Source organism: Ideonella aquatica, assembly GCF_018069755.1.
GTDB classification, from domain to species: domain Bacteria; phylum Pseudomonadota; class Gammaproteobacteria; order Burkholderiales; family Burkholderiaceae_C; genus Ideonella; species Ideonella aquatica.
This window is the reverse complement of record NZ_JAGQDE010000026.1, coordinates 36,300-56,153: the sequence shown is the minus strand read 5'-3', so window position 1 is coordinate 56,153 and position 19,854 is coordinate 36,300. Positions and strand designations below refer to the sequence as shown.

The following is a 19,854-nucleotide window of genomic DNA, read 5'->3' as shown; positions in this document are numbered from 1 at the left end:
CGCCTGCGGCTCGCTGCGGTCAAACAGTGTCGACCAAGTCAGTTCACGAAGCGCGCCTGCGGCGCGCGCCCCGGGGCGTCTGCGCTCCTCGGCGCCCCCGACAGCGCCGCCATCCCCAGGCCGCTCAGTCCTTGGCTGAATCCACCGTTGGCATACTGCAGCGGTCGAGGCCCACAGCGGCCTACGGCCGCTGTGGGCAGGAAACCGCCGGTCGTCGACTCAGTGCTGCAGGATCTTCGACAGGAAGTCCTTGGCGCGCGGCGAGCGGGCGTCGGGGTTGCCGAAGAACTCGTCGCGCTTGCAGTCCTCGATGATCTTGCCGGCGTCCATGAAGATCACGCGGTGGCTGACTTTCTTGGCAAAGCCCATTTCGTGCGTCACGCACATCATGGTCATGCCTTCGTTGGCCAGTTGCACCATGACGTCCAGCACCTCGCCCACCATCTCGGGGTCCAGGGCCGAGGTGGGCTCGTCGAAGAGCATGACGATCGGGTCCATGCTCAGCGCGCGGGCGATGGCCACGCGCTGCTGCTGACCGCCGGAGAGCTGGCCCGGGAACTTGTCCTTGTGGGCCGACAGACCGACGCGGTCGAGCATCTTCAGGCCGCGGGTCTTGGCCTCGTCGGCCGAGCGGCCCAGCACCTTGATCTGCGCCAGCGTCAGGTTCTCGGTCACCGACAGGTGGGGGAACAGCTCGAAGTGCTGGAACACCATGCCCACCCGGCTGCGCAGCTTGGGCAGGTCGGTCTTCGGGTCGGTGATGCTGGTGCCGTCGACGATGATGTCGCCCTGCTGGATCGGCTCCAGCGCGTTGACGGTCTTGATCAGTGTGGACTTGCCCGAGCCCGACGGGCCGCAGACCACCACCACCTCACCCTTCTGGATGCTGGTGGTGCAGTCGGTCAGCACCTGGAAGCTGCCGTACCACTTGCTCACGTTCTTGATGTCGATCACGGCCGAGCCCTCTCAACGGATGATGGCGATTTTCTTCTGCAGGCGACGCACCAGCATCGACAGCGAGAAGCAGATGATGAAGTACACCACGGCAGCGACCAGGTAGGTCTCGACCGGGCGATTGAAGTTCTTGCCGGCGACCTCGAAGCCCTTGAGCAGGTCGTAGGCGCCGATGGCATACACCAGCGACGTATCCTGGAACAGGATGATGGTCTGCGTCATCAGCACCGGCAGCATGTTGCGGAAGGCCTGCGGCAGCACCACCAGCTGCATCGTCTGGCGGTAGGTCATGCCCACCGCGTAGCCGGCGTAGACCTGGCCCTTGGGCACGCTCTGGATGCCGGCGCGCATGATCTCGGAGTAGTAGGCCGCCTCGAACACCGTGAAGGTGATGATGGCCGACAGCTCGGCGCCCATGGGCTGGCCGATCAGCAGCGGGATCAGCAGGAAGAACCACAGGATCACCATCACCAGCGGCACCGAGCGCAGCAGGTTGACGTAGGCCGAGGCGGGGATCTCCAGCCACTTCTTGCCCGACAGGCGCATCAGCGCCAGCAGCGTGCCCAGCACGATGCCGCCGATCATGGCCACCAGCGTCAGCTGGATCGAGAAGATCAGGCCCTTGGAGACGAAGTTGACCAGGGTGTCCCAGGTCAGGAAGGTGAAGTCCAGATTCATCTCATCGGGCTCCCAACATGCCGGGCACCTGCGACTTGCGCTCGATGACCAGGGCGATGCGGTTGATGGCAAAAGCCGAGATGAAGTACAGGCCGGTGACCGCCAGGTAGATCTCGATGCCGCGCGAGGTTTCCTCCTGCGCCTGCATCGCGAACTGTGTCAGCTCGGCGATGCTCACCGCGAAGGCCACCGACGAGTTCTTGATGATGTTCATGCTCTCGCTGGTCAGCGGCGGGATGACGATGCGAAACGCCCGCGGCAGCAGCACATAGCGGTAGGTCTGCGCCAGCGTCAGCCCCATCGCCAGGCCAGCGTAGCGCTGGCCGCGCGGGATGCTCTCGATGCCGGCCTTGACCTGCTCTGAGACCCGCGCCGAGGTGAAGAAGCCCAGACCCAGCACCACCAGCACGAAGGGCGGCACGTCCTTCAGCGGCGCGATGATCGAGGGCACCACGTGGTACCACAGGAAGATCTGCACCAGCAGCGGAATGTTGCGGAACAGCTCGGTCCAGGCATTGCCGAAGCCCGACAGCCAGCGGCTGGGCGCGGTGCGCAGGATGCCGATCAGCGAGCCCACGACCAGCGCCACCACCAGCGCCAGCAGCGCCACGGACAGCGTCCAGCCCCAGGCCGACAGCAGCCAGTCCAGGTAGGTGATGTCGCCGTTGCTGCCAAAGCAGCGTTCGACCACCTCACCATCGATGGTGTTCTTGCAGAACACCTGCCAATCCCAGGTCGCCACGTCGGGCCTCCTCCTCGGGTCGTTCACAGGGGGCGGGCGGGGTCAGCGCCCCGTGCCCGCCCATCAGGCCGCGATCACTTCTTCGCGTAGGCTTCCATCGGCTTGTCGTTCGGGTTGGCCCAGGCGTCCTTGGTGGCCTGCGACAGCGCCAGGCCGACCGGCACGTTGGCCGGCGGGATCGGCTGCATGAACCACTTGTCGTACATCTTGGCCAGGTCGCCGTTCTTCATCATCGCGATGATGGCGTCGTCCACTGCCTTCTTGAAGGCGGCATCGTCCTTGCGCAGCATGCAGGCGATCGGCTCGACCGACAGCACCTCGCCGACGATCTTGTAGTCCTTCGGGGCCTTGGACTTGCTGATGTTGCCGGCCAGGATCTGGCCATCCATCACGAAGGCGTCGGCACGGCCGCTTTCCAGCAGCAGGAAGCTGTCGGCGTGGTCCTTGCCGAAGACTTCCTTGAACTCGACACCGGTGGCGCGCTCATGCTTGCGCAGCGTCTGCACGCTGGTGGTGCCGGTGGTGGTGGCCACATTCTTGCCGGCCAGCTGGGCGATCGAGGTGATGCCCGAATTGGCCTTGACGGCGATGCGCACTTCCTCGACGTAGGTGGTCACGGCGAAGGACACATCCTTCTGGCGCGCGGTGTTGTTGGTGGTGGAGCCGCACTCCAGATCCACCGTGCCGTTCTGCACCAGCGGGATGCGGTTCTGCGAGGTCACCGGCTGGTACTTGACCGAGATCTCGCTCATGCCCAGCTGGCGACGCAGCGCGGCGACGACGCGCTCGGCCATCTCGGTGTGGAAGCCGACGTACTTGCCGTTGCCCAGCGTGTAGGCCAGCGCGCCGGACGATTCACGCACGCCCAGCGTGATCGAACCGCTGTCCTTGATCTTCTTCAGGGTGTCACTGCTCTGGGCCTGGGCGCCAACCGCGAACACGGTCAGCGCGGCGGCGGCCAGCAGACCACGGCGCAGGGGGGAGGATTGGTAGGACATCACGACTCCATCATCGGGGAGGGTTGAAGAGACCGCTCGCCAGCCCTACAGGGGCTGGTCGCTCGGCCGGCGGAAAAGCTGTTGCAGGGCCTCGGAAGGCGGGAAATCGAGATTCAGGTTGCGCGGCGGAATGGGCCGCTGGAACCAGCGTGTGTAGATCGTCATCGCCTCGCCCGACTGCAGCAGGCGGGTCAGTGCGCGGTCGACCACCGCCTTGAAGGCCGGGTCGCCCAGCCGCATCATGCAGCCATAGGCCTCGTGGGACATCGGCGTGCCGGTGATCACCCAGTCGTCGGGGCGGGCAGCCTTGGCGCGTTCGCCGAAGAGCAGCGCGTCGTCCAGCATCAGCGCATCGACCTGGCCCGATTCGAGCACGCGAAACGCATCGTCGTGGTCGCGCGCGGCCAGCAGTTGCACCTTGCGCCCGGGCTGCTCGCTCCACTGGCGCAGCAGGCGCTCGGAGGTGGTGCCGGCGGTGACCACCACCTTGCGACCCACCAGGTCGGGGAAGTCCTTGATGGATGAGCCACGGCGCACCAGCAGCCGCGTGCCGATGACGAAGAACGAGGTGGAGAAGGCCACCTGACGGCCGCGCTCCGCGGTGTTGGAGGTGGAGCCGCACTCCAGGTCCACCGTGCCGTCCATCACCAGCGGGATGCGGTTCTGCGAGGTCACCGGCACCAGGCGCAGCGTCAGGGCCGGCAGCTTCAGCTCGGTCTTGATCTCGTCGACCACGCGCAGCATCAGCTCGTGCGCATAGCCCACCACCTGGCGCTTGCCGTCGTAGTAGGAGAAGGGCACCGAGGATTCGCGGTGGCCCAGGTTGATCGTTCCGGTCTCGGCGATGCGGCCCAGCGTGCCGCCGCGCAGCGGGGCCGAGGCAGCCCCCGGCGCCGCCCAGGCGCCCATCGGCCCGACCGCCAGGATGGCAGACAGGCCCAGGTACATGGCAACGCGGCGGATCCACATGCCCAGTCTCTTGCAGATGGCGTGCCAGGGCCAGCCACGCAGTGCAAGTGCTTGTCGCACCACAAGAAAGCCGGCCGCGCCCGCAGCTGCGGCGGGGCGGGCGTACGGAAACCCGTGCGCCGCTGCCGCGGCGCCGTACGGATTTCCGTTCGTCAGTCGCTGCCGGCCTGGGCGTTCAGGCCGTACTTGCGCAGCTTGTCGGCCAGCGTGGTCTTGGGCACCTTCAGCGCCTGGGCGCTGCGGCCCAGGTGGCCGCCATGGCGGCGCAGGGCCTCGCGGATCAGGCCGCGCTCGAAGTCTTCCACCGCCTGCGCCAAGGTGGGCCCGTCGGCCGGCGCCCCGGCATCGCCCAGCACGCCGCCGGGCACGCCCAGCACCAGGCTGTCGGCCACGTTGCGCAGCTCGCGCACATTGCCGGGCCAGTCGTGGGCCAGCAGCGCGCGGCGCTGGGCTTCGCCCAACTCGGGCATCGGCAGGCCGTAGCGGCTGGCTGCCAGCAGCAGGAAGTGCTCCAGCAGCAGCGGGATGTCCTCGCGCCGCTCGCGCAGCGGCGGCAGCTCGATCGTCACCACATTGAGCCGGTAGACCAGATCGGCGCGGAAGCTGCCGTCGCGCGAGCGCGCCAGCAGATCGTCCTTGGTGGCCGCAATCACGCGGCAGTCCACCTGCACCCGCTCGTTCGAGCCCAGGCGCTCGATCACCCGGTCCTGCAGCACGCGCAGCAGCTTGACCTGCACCGGCATCGGCATGCTCTCGACCTCATCCAGGAACAGCGTGCCCTTGTGGGCATGCTCGATCTTGCCGATGCGGCGCTTGGCGGCGCCGGTGAACGCGCCGGGCTCGTGGCCGAAGAGTTCGCTGTCGAGCAGGGTGTCGGGCAGGCCGCCGCAGTTCAGCGCTACCAGCGGCCCCTTGGCGCGGCCGGACAGTTCATGCAGCGCCTGCGCCACCAGTTCCTTGCCGGTGCCGGTCTCGCCGCGCACCAGCACGTCCACGTCCGAGCCCGCCACGCGCTCGATCAAGGCGCGCACCGCCCGCATCTGCGGCGAGCGCCCCACCAGCCGCGTGGCGCCACCGGCCTGGCGGGCCAGCGCCTGCTTCAGTGCCGCCACCTCCAGCGTCAGCGCGCGCTTGTCCAGCGCCCGGCGCACCACCTCGACCAGGGTCTCGGGCGAGAAGGGCTTGGGGATGAAGTCGTAGGCACCGCTGCGCATCGCCTCGACCGCCAGGCTGACGTCGCCATGGCCGGTGATCATGATCACCGGCAGCTCGGGCTCCATGTCGCGGCAGGCGCGCACCAGGCTCAGGCCATCGGCGCCGGGCAGGCGCATGTCGGTCACCACCACACCGGCAAAGCCCGGGGCCAGCAGCTTCAGCGCGGCCTCGACCCGGTCCACCGCCTGCACGCGCAGGCCGGCCAGCTGCAGCGCCTGCTGGCAGCCGAGTTGCATGGGCAGGTCGTCCTCGACCAGCAGGATCGTCAATTCAGTCGTCATGGGGTGGCCGGCAGGCGCAGCGTGAAGCAGGCGCCCCCGTCGGGGTGATTGTCGGCGCTGAGCTCGCCACCGGCCTCGCGTGCGATATCGCGCGAGATCGCCAGGCCCAGGCCCAGGCCGACGCCGGCCTCCTTGGTGCTGAAGAAAGGCTCGAACAGATGGGCCAGCACCTCGGCGCTGATGCCAGGCCCGCTGTCGCGCACCCGCAGCAGCACCTGGTCGGCCTCGGTGCTGGCGTCGATCCACAGCCGCCGCACCGTGCTGTCTGTCATCGCATCCAGCGCATTGCCGATCAGGTTGACCAGCACCTGCTCCAGCCGGTTCGGGTCGCACCAGGCCAGCACGGCGCCGGCGGTGGTGCGATCGATCACCTCGACCGCCTCGCGGCGCAGCCGCTGGTCGTACAGGAACAGCGCGTGGCGCACCGCCTGTGCCACGTCGCTGGCCTGCGGCCGCGCCTGCGACTTGCGTGCAAAGCCCTTGAGCGGCTCGATGATCGCGCCCATCTGGTCGGCCAGCCGGGCCATGATGCCCAGGTTGTCGGCGGCCACGCCGTGCTCGCCGCGGCGCATGAACTCCACCGCGTTGGCCGACAGCGTGCGGATCGCCCCCAGTGGCTGCGTCAGCTCGTGGGTGATGCCGGTGGCCAGTTGGCCCAGCGCGGCCATCTTGCCGGCGTGCACCAGCTCATCTTGCGCACGGCGCAGGGTCTGCTCGGCCTGCTGGCGCTCGGCCACCTCGGTGCGCAGGCGCTCGTTGGCCTCGGACAGCGCCTGGGTGCGTGCAGCCACCTGGGTCTCCAGTTCGTGGTGGGCGCGCAGCTTCTGCCGCGTGATGCGCCGACGCTGGCCGTAGACCACGCCCAGCGCCAGCAGCAAGGCGGTGCTGACACCCGCCAGCAGGCCGGCCTGCACCGCGTCCTGACGCACCGGGCGCAGGTCGGTGAACATCAGCAGGCGCCAGTCCATGCCGTCGAGCGTGCGGCCCAGCACCAGCATCTCGCGCGCCAGGCCGCGCTCGCCGTTGCCGCGCAGGCCCTCGGGCAGCACACCCTCGACGATCTGGCTGTCCTCGTCGATGCGCAGGTCCACCTGCAGCGGCAGGCGCTGGATCGGCCGGTCACCGTACAGCCGCGTGGCTTTCACATCGGCCAGGCGCTCGGGCGGCAGCTCGGCCAGCGCGGTGTAGCGCCACTGCGGCTGCGAGGACAGCACCACCACCTGGTTGGAGTCGGCCAGCAGCGCGGGCGCCTCCAGCAGCGCCCAGGCCTGGTCCACCGGACCCAGGCCGATCTTCAGCACTGCCACGCCGATCACCCGGGCACCGTCGTGCACCGGGTGTGACACGTAGTAGCCAGGCGTGGCGTCACGCAGGCCGATCGCGAAATGGCGGCCCACGCGGCCGGCCATCGCCTCCTGGAAATAGGGCCGGAACGACAGATCCTCGCCCAGCAGCGCCGGGTCGCTGGCACCGATCACCCGGCCGGTGGCGTCCAGCACATGGACCGAGGCACTGCCCAGGTGGGCATTCAGGCGGCGCAGGTAGTCGCCCGCCGCCTGCTGGCGCTGGGCATCGCTGGGCTGGCGCAGCAGCGCCAACACCTCGGGGTGCAGTTGCAGCGTGGCGGGCACGTACTCCAGGCGCCGCACCATGCCCTGCACCACGCTGGCGAACAGGTCGAGCTGGTGCTTGGCCTCGCTGCGCAGGGCATCGGTGCCACGGCGTGTGCTGGCCGCATAGCCGGCCCAGGCGGCGGCGCCCACCAGCAGCAGCGCCAGCAGCAGCCCCCCTAGGCCGCGCAGACCCGGCGGTCGGCCCCAGCTCTGGCTCAGCTCATTCCAGCGCGTCACCACGCGCCTTCAGGAAGTGCCACAGCTCCTCGGCCACCGGCTTGGCGTGGCGAGCGCCGCTGGGGCGCTCGCGGTAGATGCGCACCTCCATCGTCAGCTCGTACTCGGCCGGGCCGGCGGCCACCAGGCGGCGCGCGCGCAGCTCCTTGCGCACCGAGCTGGCCGGCAGGAAGGCCAGGCCGTGGCCCTCCAGCGCCATGGCCTTCAGGCCCTCGGCCATGTCGGTCTCGTAGATGGCGTCCAGGTGCAGCGGCGCGGGGGCGAGCTTGATGATCTGCTCGACGATGCGCGCCATGTAGGCGCCCTGCGCATAGCTGAGAAAAGGCACCGGCGCACCAGGCCGGCCGGGCAGGCGGAACAGCGGCTGACCGGCAGCGTCGGCCTTGGCGTAGGGAGCCAGCGTCTCGTGGCCCAGGCTGAGCATTTCGTAGCGGTCGGAGCTCAGCTGCAGCGGCTGGGTGGGGTGGTGGTAGGCGATCAGCAGGTCGCAGCTGCCCTCGGTCAGGCGCATCACCGCGTCGTGCACATTCATCGCCGACAGCCGGCTCTTGATCGCCCCGAAGCGCTGGCGCAGGTCCATCAGCCAGTGCGGGAAGAAGGTGAAGGCCATGGTGTGCGGCACCGCGAACTCCACCATGTCCTGGTCGGCCGCCTGGTGGCTGCGCATCATGCTGCGCGTGGCCTGCAGCGCGCCCAGGATCTCGAGCGCCTGGGCCAAGAAGGTCTCTCCGGCGGGCGTCAGGCGGGTGGGGTAGGACGAGCGGTCGACCAGGTCGATGCCGGCCCAGGCTTCCAGCGCCTGGATGCGACGCGAGAAGGCCGGCTGCGTGACGTGTCGCGCCAGCGCCGAGCGCGAGAAGCTGCGCGTCTCGGCCAGGCTGACGAAGTCCTCAAGCCACTTGGTGTCCATGGGGGTCCTGCGCAGTGTCCTCGGGGCGGCGGTGCTGCAGCGCCCACATCCGAGCATAGCGCCCGCCGGCGGCCAGCAAGGCCTCGTGGGTGCCACGCTCGACGATGTGGCCGGCGTCCATCACCAGGATCTCGTGCGCCTGCACCACGGTGGACAGGCGGTGCGCGATGACCAGCGTGGTCTTGCCCTGCGAGGCGCTCTTCAGCTCGGCCTGGATGGCCCGCTCATTGGCTGAATCCAGCGCCGAGGTGGCCTCGTCGAAGACCAGCACCGGCGGGTTCTTCAGCAGCGTGCGGGCGATGGCCACGCGCTGCTTCTCGCCGCCGCTGAGCTTCAGGCCGCGCTCGCCCACCACGGTGTCGTAGCCCTTGGGCTGGGCGACGATGAAGTCGTGGATATGGGCGGCGCGCGCCGCGGCCTCGATCTCGTCGCGGGTGGCGCCGGTGCGGCCGTAGCCGATGTTGTAGGCCACGGTGTCGTTGAACAGCACCGTGTCCTGCGGCACGATGCCGATGGCGCGGCGCAGGCTGTCCTGGGTGACCTGGCGGATGTCCTGGCCGTCGATCGTGATGCGCCCGCCACTCACGTCGTAGAAGCGGTAGAGCAGGCGCGACAGCGTGCTCTTGCCCGCCCCGCTGGCGCCCACCACCGCCACCGTGCGGCCGGCCGGGATCTCGAAACTCACGCCGTGCAGGATGGGCCGCGCGGGTTCGTAGGCGAAGTGCACGTCCTCGAAGCGCACCGTGACACCGCTGACCTGCAAGGCCACGGCGCCCGGCGCATCGGCCACCTCGCGCTCGCGCGCCAGCAAGGTGAACATCTTGTCGAGGTCGGCCAGGCTCTGCTTGACCTCGCGGTAGAGCACACCCAGGAAGTTCATCGGGATGTAGAGCTGGATCAGCAGCGCGTTGATCAGCACCAGGTCGCCCAGGGTCAGGCGGCCTTCCACCACGCCGCTGGTGGCGCGCCACAGCATGGCCAGCAGCGACACCGCGATGATCGCCTGCTGCCCGGTGTTGAGCATCGACAGCGAGTTCTGCGAGTGGATCTGGGCGCGGCGGTACTCGTCCAGGCCCTGGTCGTAGCGCTGCGCCTCGAAGGCCTCGTTGTTGAAGTACTTGACGGTCTCGTAGTTCAGCAGCGCGTCGATCGCGCGGGTGTGGGCGCGGCTGTCGAGCTCGTTCATGCGGCGGCGGAACTGCGTGCGCCACTCGGTGATGCTGACCGTGAACACCACATAGACCACCAGCGCCGCCACCGTGATGCCGACAAAGCCCATGTCGAACTTGGCACCCAGCAGCAGCAGCGCCAGGCCCAGCTCGACGAGGGTGGGCACGATGGTGTAGAGCGAGTAGCTGACCAGCGACTGCAAGGCCTTGGTGCCGCGCTCGATGTCGCGCGTCAGGCCGCCGGTCTGGCGCTCCAGGTGAAAGCGCAGGCTCAGCGCATGCAGGTGCTGGAACACCTCCAGCGCGATGCGCTTGCTGGCGCCGTGCGTGGCCTTCGCAAAGACCAGCTCGCGCAGTTCGGTGAACACGCTGGTCGACAGCCGCAGCGCCGCATAGGCCACCAGCAGCCCCGCCGGCACCACCAGCAGCGCGCGCGCATCGACCGGTCCGGGCGCCAGGCGGTCCACCAGCTCCTTGAGCAGCAGCGGCACGCCCAGGTTGGCGGCCTTGGCGGCCACCAGAAAGACCAGGGCCGCAGCCACCCGCCAGCGGTAGTCCCACAGGTAGGGCAGCAGGCGCTGGAGCGTGGCCCAGTCGGAGCGGGGGGCGCCGGGGCTGGCGGCGGGTTCAGGCAGGGCGGCGGCGCGACGCATCGTGGAACAATGGCTGGACTTTTCAGAGTGCAGGACCCCCGATGAGCGACAGCCCCGCAGCCGCCAGTGTGCCCCAGCCGCCGCGCACCCAGTTGCCCACCGACCGCGAGCTGGTGATGCGGGTGATGCCGATGCCGGCCGACGCCAACGGCAACGGCGACATCTTCGGCGGCTGGATCATGGCCCAGGTCGACCTGGCCGGCGCCGTGCTGCCGATGCGCATCGCCCGCGGCCGCATCGCCACCGTGGCGGTCAACGAGTTCATCTTCAAGCAGGCGGTGTCGGTGGGCGACCTGCTGAGTTTCTACGGCAAGGTGCTGCGGGTGGGCAACACCTCGGTCACCGTGCACGTGGAGGTGTATGCCGAGCGCAACCCGGCCGATCCGCACATCGTCAAGGTGACCGAGGCCACGCTGACCTATGTGGCGATCGACCGCCAGGGCCAGCCGCGGCCCATTCCCAAGGATCCCAAAGACCCGAAGGACGCCGCGGCCTGATCAGCGCAGCACGGCGGCGCCGGCCTCGGCCAGCGCCTGTGCCCAGGCCGGGTAGCCGCGCGGGCCGGGGTGGAAGCCGTCCTCGGCCACCCAGCCGTCCAGCGGCCCGTCAGGCACCGCGGGCAGCGGCACATGGCGGCGGTCGCTGCGCCCGCGCACGTGGCGCGCCAGCGCGCTGTCCAGCCGCGCGGCGTCGCGCCCCATCACCCAGCGCAGCGGCTGCGGCAGCAACGGGAAACGCCCCATCGGCGGCAGCGCGCTGTGCAGCGTGCAGCGCACGCCGCAGCGGGCCTGGGCCTCGGCATGGATCGCGTCCAGTGTGGCGACGAAACGCTGCGGCCGGGTCTGGCCCACCGCGTCATTCACGCCCAGCGCGGTGACCAGCAGGTCGGCCGGTGCCAGTTCGGCCTCGCGCAGCGCCTGCAAGGCGTCAGCGGCGGTGTGACCGGTGGTGGCCAGCAGGCGCCAGGCCACCGCGCCCCCCAGACGCGCGGCCAGCGCGGCGGCCAGCGGGGCGGCCAGCGCCTGGTCCTGGTGCGTGACACCGACCCCGGCCCCGGAGGAATCGCCCAGCACCAGCAGCCGCCAGCGTGCGGCGCCCTCACCGGCCACGCCGCTGCGCGGGCCGGCGGCCTCGGGCAGGCGCAATGCCTGGCGGCGCACCTGGCGCCCCTGGGCGATCAGCAGCGGGCCCAGGGCCAGCTTGGCCAGCATGCTCAGGAGAACGAGGAGAAGTCCGGCGCGCGCTTCTCGAAGAAGGCCTGGAAGGCCTCGCGCGCCTCGGGGCTGCGCAGGCGCTGGCCGAAGACCTCGCCCTCGGCGGCGATCACCGCCAGCACCTGTTCACGCTGCGGCGCGCGCATCAGCGCCTTGCTCTCGCGCACCGCGGCCGGGGCCAGGTGGCGGAAGCGCTCGGCCACGCGGCGCGCGTGGTGGACCACTTCAGCCGCCGGCAGCACCGCATTGGCGAGGCCGCACTCCACCGCCTCGGCGCCGGTGAAGGGGTCGCCCAGCAGCAGCTTCTCGGCGGCGCGCACATGGCCCATGCGCTGCGACACCAGCAGGCTGGAGGCGAACTCGGGCACCAGACCCAGGCTGACGAAAGGCATGGCCAGCCGGGCCTCGTCGCTGACATAGACGAAGTCGCAGTGCAGCAGCATCGTCGTGCCGATGCCGATTGCGGCGCCGGTCACCGCAGCGACCACCGGCTTGTCACAGTCCAGCAGCGCGCGCATGAAACGGAACACCGGCGAGTCGGGGCCCTGCGGCGGGCGCTGCATGAAGTCTTCCAGGTCATTGCCCGAGGTGAAGATGCCCGGCTGACCGCAGATCAGCACCGCCCGCACCGACGGGTCGGCCTGGGCGGCGCTGAGCGCGTCGGCCATGGCCTGGTACATCGCCTGCGTGAGGGCGTTCTTCTTTTCGGGACGCGCGATCTCGATCGTCGCGATGCCGTCCAGCGTGGCGGTCTTGATGCTCATGGTGTCTCCTCGTCCTGGGTGGAGCCCGGCGTTCAGAGGGCCTCGAAGATGCCCGCCGCGCCCTGCCCGGTGCCCACGCACATCGTGACCATGCCGTAGCGCTGCTGGCGCCGGCGCAGGCCATGGATGGTGGTGGCCGCACGGATGGCGCCAGTGGCACCCAGCGGGTGGCCCAGCGCGATCGCGCCGCCCAGCGGGTTGATCACCGTGGGGTTCAGGCCCAGATCGCGGATCACGGCCAGCGACTGCGCGGCAAAGGCCTCGTTCAGTTCGACCCAGCCCAGGTCCTCGTGCTTCAGGCCGGCGTAGCCCAGCGCCGCCGGGATCGCGGCGATCGGGCCGATGCCCATGATCTCGGGCGGCACGCCGCGGCTGGCGAAGCTGACGAAGCGCGCCAGCGGCGTCAGGCCGAACTGCTTGACCGCCTTTTCAGAGGCCAGGATCAGCGCACCGGCGCCGTCGCTGGTCTGCGAGCTGTTGCCGGCGGTGACGCTGCCCAGGCCGGTGGCCTTGCCCGACGGGTCCTTGGGTGCCGCGAAGACCGGGCGCAGCTTGGCCAGGCCCTCCAGGCTGGTGTCGGGGCGCGGGCCTTCGTCCAGGCTCACGGTGCGGGTCTTCAGCGTGACCTCGCCGGTCTCCAGGTTGGGCATGCGCTCGACCACCTCGACCGGGCAGATCTCGTCGGTGAACTCGCCCGCCTGCTGCGCCGCGATGGCCTTCTGGTGCGAGGCCAGCGCGAAGGCGTCCTGGTCCTCGCGGCTGACCTTCCACTGCTGCGCCACCTTCTCGGCGGTCAGGCCCATGCCGTAGGCGATGCCGACGTTCTCGTCCTTGGCGAACACCGCCGGGTTGAACGAGGGCTTGGTGCCGCCCATCGGCACCAGGCTCATCGACTCGGCGCCGCCAGCGATCATCACATCGGCCTCGCCCACGCGGATGCGATCGGCCGCCATCTGGATCGCCGTCAGGCCCGAGGCGCAGAAGCGGTTGACGGTGACGCCGCCCACGCCATTGGGCAGGCCGGCCAGCGCCACCGCGATGCGGGCCATGTTCATGCCCTGCTCGCCTTCGGGGAAGCTGCAACCGATCACCGCGTCCTCGATGGCGGCCGGATCCAGCGTGGGCACCTGCGCCAGCGCCGAGCGCAGCGCGGCGATCAGCAGATCGTCGGAGCGGGTGTGGCGGAAGTAGCCGCGGCCGGAGCGGCCGATCGGGGTACGGCTGGCGGCGACGATGTAGGCCTCTTGCACTTGCTTGCTCATGTCTTGGTTCCTTGTTCGCGGCCGATCAGTTGCGGACCGGCTTGCCGGTTTGCAGCAGGCCCATCACCCGCTCCTGGGTCTTGGGATGCTCCAGCAGGCTGCAGAAGCGCTGGCGCTCCAGCGTCATCAGGTATTCCTCGCTGACCAGCGTGCCGGCGTCGACGTCGCCGCCGCAGACCACCTCGGCGATCAGGCTGGCGATATGGAAGTCGTGCCCGGTGATGAAGGCGCCATCCCGCATGCCCACCAGCTGGGCCTTGATCGTGGCGATGGCGTTGCGGCCGGCCACCGGGAACAGGCCCTTGGCGGGCGGGCGGTAGCCCGCGGCCCAGGCCGCCTTGGCCTGGTGGATGGCGACGAACAGCAGCTCGTCCTTGTGCGCGACGATGGTGTCGCCGTCCTGCAGGTAGCCCAGCTGGCGCGACTCCAGCGCGCTGGTGCCCACGGTGGCCATGGCCGCGGCCTGGAAGCCGTCCTTCAGGAAGGGCAGCAGGTCGGCACCGGCCGGCGCGCGCTCGGCGGCGCGGCGGGCGATGTAGGTCAGGCCGCCGCCACCGGGCAGCAGGCCCACGCCCACTTCCACCAGGCCGACATAGGTCTCCATGTGCGCCACGCGCTGGTCGCAGGCCAGGCCGATCTCGCAGCCGCCACCCAGCGCAATGCCGCGCATCGCAGCGATCACCGGCACCTGGGCGTAGCGCAGGCGCAGCATGGTGTCCTGCAGCTGCTTCACCACCGGGGCGATGCCCTTGGCGCCGCTCTTCATGAACACCGGCAGCAGCGACTCGAGGTTGGCGCCGGCCGAGAACATCTCATCCGGCGACCAGATCACCAGGCCCTGGTAGCTGGCCTCGGCCAGGTCGGCCGCCTTGGCCAGGCCCTCGATGACGCCGGTGCCGATCAGGTGCATCTTGCAGGTGATGCTGGCGATCAGCACCTCGCCGTCGAGGGTCCACAGGCGCACCTCGTCGTTGCGGAAGACCTCGGTGCCGCTCTTGAGCGGATCGACCGCACCGCTGCCCAGCACGCTCTCGGGGAAGTGCTGGCGGGCATAGACCGGCAGCGCCGAGCGGCCGATGTAGCGGCCTTCGGCGGCGCTCCAGCTGCCCTCGGGCGTGTGCACGCCGGTGCGGCCGTCAAACACCCAGGCGGGCAGCGGCGCGCTGCACAGCGCCTTGCCGGCCTCGATGTCGTCCTTCACCCACTGCGCCACCTGCTGCCAGCCGGCGTCCTGCCACAGCTCGAACGGGCCCTGCTTCATGCCGAAGCCCCAGCGCATCGCGAAATCCACCTCGCGCGCGGTCTGGGCGATGTCGGCCAGGTGCACGGCCACGTAGTGGAAGGAGTCGCGCAGGATGGCCCACAGGAACTGCGCCTGCGGGTTGGTGCTCTCGCGCAGCAGCTTCAGGCGCTCGGCAGCGGGCTTCTTCAGGATGCGGTCGATCAGCGGGTCGGCCTTGGCGCCCGCGGGCACGTACTCGCCCTTGCCCGGGTCCAGGCGCAGGATGTCCTTGCCCACCTTCTTGTAGAAGCCGGCACCGGCCTTCTGGCCCAGCGCGCCCTGGGCGATCAGGCCCGACAGCACCGGCGGCGTGGCGTAGCTGGGGAAGAAGGGGTCGTCGGCCAGGTTGTCCTGCAGCGTCTTGATGACGTGGGCCATCGTGTCCAGGCCCACGACGTCGGCGGTGCGGAAGGTGCCCGAGCTGGCGCGGCCCATCTTCTTGCCGGTCAGGTCGTCGACGACGTCGTAGGTGAGGCCGAACTGCTGCGCCTCGTGGATCGTGGCCAGCATGCCGGCGATGCCCACGCGGTTGGCGATGAAGTTCGGCGTGTCCTTGGCCCGAACCACGCCCTTGCCCAGGGTACTGGTGACAAAGGACTCCAGCTGGTCCAGGTGGCCAGCGTCGGTGGTGGGCGTCGGAATCAGTTCCACCAGCTGCATGTAGCGCGGCGGGTTGAAGAAATGGATGCCGCAAAAGCGCGGCTGGATCTCGGCGGGCAGCGCCTCGGCCAGCTTTCTGATCGACAGGCCCGAGGTGTTCGAGGCCACGATCGCGTGCGACGCCACGTGCGGGGCGATCTTCGTGTAGAGGTCGAGCTTCCAGTCCATGCGCTCGGCGATCGCCTCGATCACCAGATCGCATTCGCCCAGCAGCGCCAGGTGCTCCTCGTAGTTGGCCGGCTGGATGCGCGTGGCCAGGTCGGGGGTGCCCAGCGGCGCGGGCTTGAGCTTCTTCAGGTTCTCGATGGCCTTGAGCGCAATGCCGCTCTTCGGGCCGTCCTTGGCCGGAAGATCAAACAGCACCACCGGCACGCGCACATTGACCAGGTGGGCGGCGATTTGCGCGCCCATCACGCCGGCGCCGAGCACGGCCACCTTGCGAACATTGAATCGACTCACTTGCTGCTCCTTGGAAAACTCGTCCGCCCGAGGCTCACTCGACACGGATCCAGGTCTGGGTTCGGTAGAACGGGCCGATGTAGCCGCGCATCTCCAGCTTCTTGCCGCCGTCGATCGGCTTCAGACGGGTGCGGTAGGTCTTGCCGTTGTTGGGGTCGAGGATCTCGCCGCCTTCCCAGACGCCCTTGTCCTCGCCCTGGCGCAGGTTGCGCAGGATCTGCATGCCGGTCACCGGCTGGCCCTTGCGCTCGTCGGTGCACTGGTCGCACACCGCGTTCTGCTTGGCGGGGTCGAAGATCTTTTCGATCTTGCCGCTGAAGACACCGCCGGACTCGCTGATGCGCACCAGCGACTTCTCGGTCTTGCCGTCGTCATCGATCGTCTTCCACAGCCCGGCCGGCGTGGCCTGGGCAAAGGCGGCGCTGGCGCCGAGCAGGGCGAGGGTGCTGAGGATGCGCTTCATCGGGTGTCTCCTGGGGTGTGGCGGGTCGCCGTCCAGGTGGCGGCGAACTCGGGGGATGGTGCCGTCAGAACAGGGCTTCGTCCATCGCCATCAGCGGCGCCACGCCGGCGCGGGCGGTGCGGATCAGCGTGGCCGTCTCGGGCAGCAGCTTGGCGAAGTAGAAGCGCGCGGTGTGCAGCTTGGCGGCGTAGAACGGGTCACCGCTGCCCTGCTTGTCCAGCGCCAGCTTGGCCATGCGGGCGAAGAAGTAGGCGAAGCTGAGGTGGCCCACCACGCGCAGGTAGTCCACCGCGGCCGAGCCCACCTCATCGGGGTTGGCCATGGCCTTCATGCCGATCTCCATCGTCAGCTTGGTGACCTTGTCGCCCAGGTCGGCCAGCGGGTTGATGAACTCCTGCATGTCCTCGCGCACGCCTTCCTCTTCGACGAACTCGGCGATCTTCTTGCCGAAGGCCTTGAGCTTCTTGCCGTTGTCGCCCAGCACCTTGCGGCCCAGCAGGTCCAGCGACTGGATGGTGTTGGTGCCCTCGTAGATCATGTTGATCCGGGCGTCGCGCACGTACTGCTCCATGCCCCACTCGTGGATGAAGCCGTGGCCGCCGTAGACCTGCATGCAGTGCGAGGTGGCCAGCCAGCCGTTGTCGGTCAGGAAGGCCTTGATGATGGGGGTGAGCAGCGCGGTTTCGTCGGCGGCGGCGCGACGGGCGTCCTCGTCGGGGTGGTTGAGCTCGATGTCGAGCTGCAGCGCGGTGTAGCAGGCCAGCGCGCGGCCGCCTTCGGCAAAGGCGCGGGCGGTCAGCAGCATCTTGCGCACGTCGGGGTGCACGATGATCGGGTCGGCCGGCTTGTCGGTGGCCTTGGGGCCCGACAGCGCGCGCATCTGCAGCCGGTCCTTGGCGTAGGCGACGGCGTTCTGGTAGGCCACCTCGGTCAGGCCCAGCGACTGGTTGCCCACGCCCAGGCGGGCGGCGTTCATCATCACGAACATCGCCTGCAAGCCCTTGTTGGGCTCGCCCACCAGCGTGCCCACCGCGCCGTCCAGGATCATCTGGCAGGTGGCGTTGGCGTGGATGCCCATCTTGTGCTCGAGCGCGCCGCAGTGGATGCCGTTGCGCCCACCGAGGGTGCCGTCGGCAGCCACCAGGAACTTGGGCACCACGAACAGCGAGATGCCCTTGGAGCCGGCCGGTGCGTCCGGAAGGCGGGCCAGCACCAGGTGCACGATGTTGGGCACCATGTCGTGCTCACCGGCGCTGATGAAGATCTTCTGGCCGGTGATGCGGTACGTGCCGTCGGCCTGCGGTTCGGCCTTGGTGCGCAGCAGGCCCAGGTCGGTGCCGCAGTGCGGCTCGGTCAGGCACATGGTGCCGGTCCACTCGCCGCTGACCAGCTTGGGCAGGTACAGCGCCTTCTGCTCGGGCGTGCCGTGGGCGTGCAGGGCCTCATAGGCGCCATGCGACAGGCCCGGGTACATGGTCCAGGCCTGGTTGGCGCTGTTGAGCATCTCGTAGAAGCACTGGTTCACCGTGTGCGGCAGGCCCTGGCCGCCGTACTCGGGGTCGCAGCTGAGCGCCGGCCAGCCGCCTTCGACGTACTGCGCATAGGCCTGCTTGAAGCCCTTGGGCGGCGTCACCTCGTGGGTGGTCTTGTCGAGCGTGCAGCCCTCGGCGTCGCCACTGAGGTTCAGCGGGAACAACACCTCGGCGGCGAACTTGCCGCCCTCTTCCAGCACCGCGTTGATGGTGTCGGCGTCGGTCTCGGCGTGCGGCGGCAGCGCCTTCAGCACCGAGCCGATGTCGAGCAACTCGTGCAGCACGAACTGCATGTCGCGCAGGGGCGGGTTGTACTGGGGCATGGTGTTCTCCTGGGGCGGTCAACGGTCAGCGACGGGGCGCGCTGGTCGGGGGAAAGTCGGCCGGCAGCACGGTGCCATCGGCCAGGTAATCGGTGACGGTGCGCACGAAGCCGCGCCGGGCGCGCTCGAGCGAGCCGGGGGTGCGCAGGAAACGCGCGTCGTGGTGCAGCGCGAGGATCAGGCCGTGCACCTCGAACTGCATCTGGGCCGGGTCGGTGTCGGCACGCAGGTGGCCTTCGTCGATGGCGATGCGGATCGCGCGCTCCATCGCCAGGTGCCAGGCGCGAACCATGCTGGCCAGCGCATCGCGCACCGGTCCGGGCCGGTCGTCGAACTCCACGGCGCCGCTGATGTAGATGCAGCCCGAGTCGATCTCGACCGACACGCGGCGCACCCAGTTGCCGAACAGCGCACCCAGGCGCGGCAGGCCGCGGGCCTCGCGGATCGCCGGGAAGAAGACCTCTTCCTCGAACTTGGTGTGGTACTCGCGGATCACCGAGATCTGCAGTTCCTCGCGCGAGCCGAAGTGGGCGAACACGCCCGACTTGCTCATGCCGGTGACCTCGGCCAGCGCGCCGATCGACAAGCCTTCCAGGCCCACCGACGAGGCCAGGCCCAGCGCGGCCTCCAGGATGGCGGCGCGCGTCTGCTGGCCCTTGTGCAGGCCGCGCGAGGGGCTGCGGCGCGGGGCGGCGGTGGGGGTCGGTTCGGCGGACACGGCGAGGTTTGATACGAACGGTCGTTCTATTTTGCAGATTTCGAACGACCGTGCCAGCTTCAGGGCGTGCATTTTTCTAGGGTCGGCGCCCTAAGCGCGGCCTGATCCGGCCCCATCCAAGGGTTAACCCTGGCGCTTGAGTCCGGATAGCGGCCCGGGCTATGCTCGGCGACGGAAGGAGCGTCAACCGTGCCGGATGTGCTTCAGCTCGATGTCTCAGGGCGCCCGCAGGCCTGGATCAGCCTGCAGGAGGCGGCCACGCTGTACGCCAGCCAGGCGGTAGCCTGGACGCTGGGCAAGTCGTTCCATGTGATGCGCGGCGGGCTCCAGCGCAGCACCGGGCGGCTGTCGCAGATCGAGCTGCACCCGATCATCGCGGTGCGCGGCAGCATCCCCAGCCGGGCCTGGCGCACCGCGCCGGCACTGACCAATCCCAAGCTCTTCTCGCGCGATCGCCACCTGTGCGCCTACTGCGGCCACCATTTCGGTTTCGACGCGCTGACGCGCGAGCACATCCAGCCGGTGTCGCGCGGCGGGCATGACGCCTGGATGAACTGCATCACCGCCTGCCGCGCCTGCAACGGCCGCAAGGGCAGCCGCACGCCCGAGGAGGCACACATGAGCCTGCTCTACGCGCCCTATGTGCCCAGCCTGCATGAGGACATGATCCTGCGCGGGCGGCGCATCCTGGCCGACCAGATGGAGTTCCTGCTGGCCAGCGTGCCGCGCAGCAGCCGGCTGCACGGCTGAGCGCCCAG

18 protein-coding genes are annotated in these 19,854 nt (G+C 69.4%); 2 read left to right on the top strand and 16 right to left on the bottom strand.

Going from position 1 to position 19,854, the window contains the following annotated elements; all coding sequences use genetic code 11:
- Positions 1 to 219: 219 nt before the first annotated feature.
- From KAK06_RS20450 to KAK06_RS20410, 9 genes are all read right to left on the bottom strand, one after another.
- Positions 220 to 954, bottom strand: coding sequence for an amino acid ABC transporter ATP-binding protein (locus KAK06_RS20450; protein ID WP_210804023.1), 735 nt, complete (start codon positions 952 to 954; stop codon positions 220 to 222).
- Between the two features lie 12 nt (positions 955 to 966).
- Positions 967 to 1,632, bottom strand: a complete 666-nt coding sequence (locus tag KAK06_RS20445; protein WP_210804022.1) for an amino acid ABC transporter permease — start codon at positions 1,630 to 1,632, stop codon at positions 967 to 969.
- 1 nt (position 1,633) lies between these two features.
- On the bottom strand, positions 1,634 to 2,374 hold the full coding sequence (locus tag KAK06_RS20440) for an amino acid ABC transporter permease (protein WP_210804021.1): 741 nt from the start codon (positions 2,372 to 2,374) through the stop codon (positions 1,634 to 1,636).
- A 74-nt stretch (positions 2,375 to 2,448) separates the two neighbouring features.
- Positions 2,449 to 3,351, bottom strand: coding sequence for a transporter substrate-binding domain-containing protein (locus KAK06_RS20435; RefSeq protein ID WP_210804024.1), 903 nt, complete (start codon positions 3,349 to 3,351; stop codon positions 2,449 to 2,451).
- Between the two features lie 66 nt (positions 3,352 to 3,417).
- Positions 3,418 to 4,341: a transporter substrate-binding domain-containing protein gene (locus tag KAK06_RS20430; RefSeq protein ID WP_210804020.1), complete on the bottom strand. Its 924-nt coding sequence runs from the start codon at positions 4,339 to 4,341 to the stop codon at positions 3,418 to 3,420.
- Between the two features lie 152 nt (positions 4,342 to 4,493).
- Positions 4,494 to 5,837, bottom strand: a complete 1,344-nt coding sequence (locus KAK06_RS20425; RefSeq protein ID WP_210804019.1) for a sigma-54-dependent transcriptional regulator — start codon at positions 5,835 to 5,837, stop codon at positions 4,494 to 4,496.
- Complete coding sequence (locus KAK06_RS24600) at positions 5,834 to 7,687, bottom strand: sensor histidine kinase (protein WP_210804018.1); 1,854 nt, start codon at positions 7,685 to 7,687, stop codon at positions 5,834 to 5,836. Before KAK06_RS24600 ends, KAK06_RS20425 begins: the two co-directional genes overlap by 4 nt.
- The gene (locus KAK06_RS20415) at positions 7,671 to 8,597 is read right to left on the bottom strand and encodes a LysR substrate-binding domain-containing protein (RefSeq protein WP_210804017.1); all 927 of its coding nucleotides are present in this window, start codon (positions 8,595 to 8,597) and stop codon (positions 7,671 to 7,673) included. Before KAK06_RS20415 ends, KAK06_RS24600 begins: the two co-directional genes overlap by 17 nt.
- A complete protein-coding gene (locus KAK06_RS20410) occupies positions 8,578 to 10,419 on the bottom strand; it encodes an ABCB family ABC transporter ATP-binding protein/permease (RefSeq protein WP_210804016.1) in 1,842 nt (613 codons plus the stop codon). Before KAK06_RS20410 ends, KAK06_RS20415 begins: the two co-directional genes overlap by 20 nt.
- 41 nt (positions 10,420 to 10,460) lie before the next feature.
- Here KAK06_RS20410 and KAK06_RS20405 point away from each other — a divergent pair, with 41 nt between their 5' ends.
- Positions 10,461 to 10,916, top strand: a complete 456-nt coding sequence (locus tag KAK06_RS20405) for an acyl-CoA thioesterase (RefSeq protein WP_210804015.1) — start codon at positions 10,461 to 10,463, stop codon at positions 10,914 to 10,916.
- Here KAK06_RS20405 and KAK06_RS20400 read toward each other — a convergent pair whose 3' ends face one another.
- The 7 genes from KAK06_RS20400 to KAK06_RS20370 all read right to left on the bottom strand — a co-directional run bounded on the left by KAK06_RS20400 (position 10,917) and on the right by KAK06_RS20370 (position 19,096).
- On the bottom strand, positions 10,917 to 11,630 hold the full coding sequence (locus tag KAK06_RS20400; protein ID WP_210804014.1) for an SGNH/GDSL hydrolase family protein: 714 nt from the start codon (positions 11,628 to 11,630) through the stop codon (positions 10,917 to 10,919). It lies immediately after the preceding gene.
- 2 nt (positions 11,631 to 11,632) lie between these two features.
- Positions 11,633 to 12,397 (bottom strand): enoyl-CoA hydratase, encoded by a 765-nt coding sequence (locus KAK06_RS20395; protein WP_210804013.1) that lies wholly within the window; start codon positions 12,395 to 12,397, stop codon positions 11,633 to 11,635.
- Between the two features lie 32 nt (positions 12,398 to 12,429).
- Positions 12,430 to 13,659, bottom strand: a complete 1,230-nt coding sequence (locus tag KAK06_RS20390; protein WP_210804012.1) for an acetyl-CoA C-acyltransferase — start codon at positions 13,657 to 13,659, stop codon at positions 12,430 to 12,432.
- A 25-nt stretch (positions 13,660 to 13,684) separates the two neighbouring features.
- The gene (locus KAK06_RS20385; protein ID WP_210804011.1) at positions 13,685 to 16,060 is read right to left on the bottom strand and encodes a 3-hydroxyacyl-CoA dehydrogenase/enoyl-CoA hydratase family protein; all 2,376 of its coding nucleotides are present in this window, start codon (positions 16,058 to 16,060) and stop codon (positions 13,685 to 13,687) included.
- A 34-nt stretch (positions 16,061 to 16,094) separates the two neighbouring features.
- Complete coding sequence (locus tag KAK06_RS20380; protein WP_210804010.1) at positions 16,095 to 16,523, bottom strand: DUF2147 domain-containing protein; 429 nt, start codon at positions 16,521 to 16,523, stop codon at positions 16,095 to 16,097.
- A 64-nt stretch (positions 16,524 to 16,587) separates the two neighbouring features.
- A complete protein-coding gene (locus KAK06_RS20375) occupies positions 16,588 to 18,378 on the bottom strand; it encodes an acyl-CoA dehydrogenase C-terminal domain-containing protein (protein ID WP_210804009.1) in 1,791 nt (596 codons plus the stop codon).
- 25 nt (positions 18,379 to 18,403) lie between these two features.
- On the bottom strand, positions 18,404 to 19,096 hold the full coding sequence (locus KAK06_RS20370; RefSeq protein WP_310741130.1) for a TetR/AcrR family transcriptional regulator: 693 nt from the start codon (positions 19,094 to 19,096) through the stop codon (positions 18,404 to 18,406).
- A 189-nt stretch (positions 19,097 to 19,285) separates the two neighbouring features.
- Between KAK06_RS20370 and KAK06_RS20365 the strand changes: the two genes are divergently transcribed.
- Positions 19,286 to 19,846: an HNH endonuclease gene (locus KAK06_RS20365; RefSeq protein ID WP_210804007.1), complete on the top strand. Its 561-nt coding sequence runs from the start codon at positions 19,286 to 19,288 to the stop codon at positions 19,844 to 19,846.
- Positions 19,847 to 19,854: the final 8 nt, after the last annotated feature.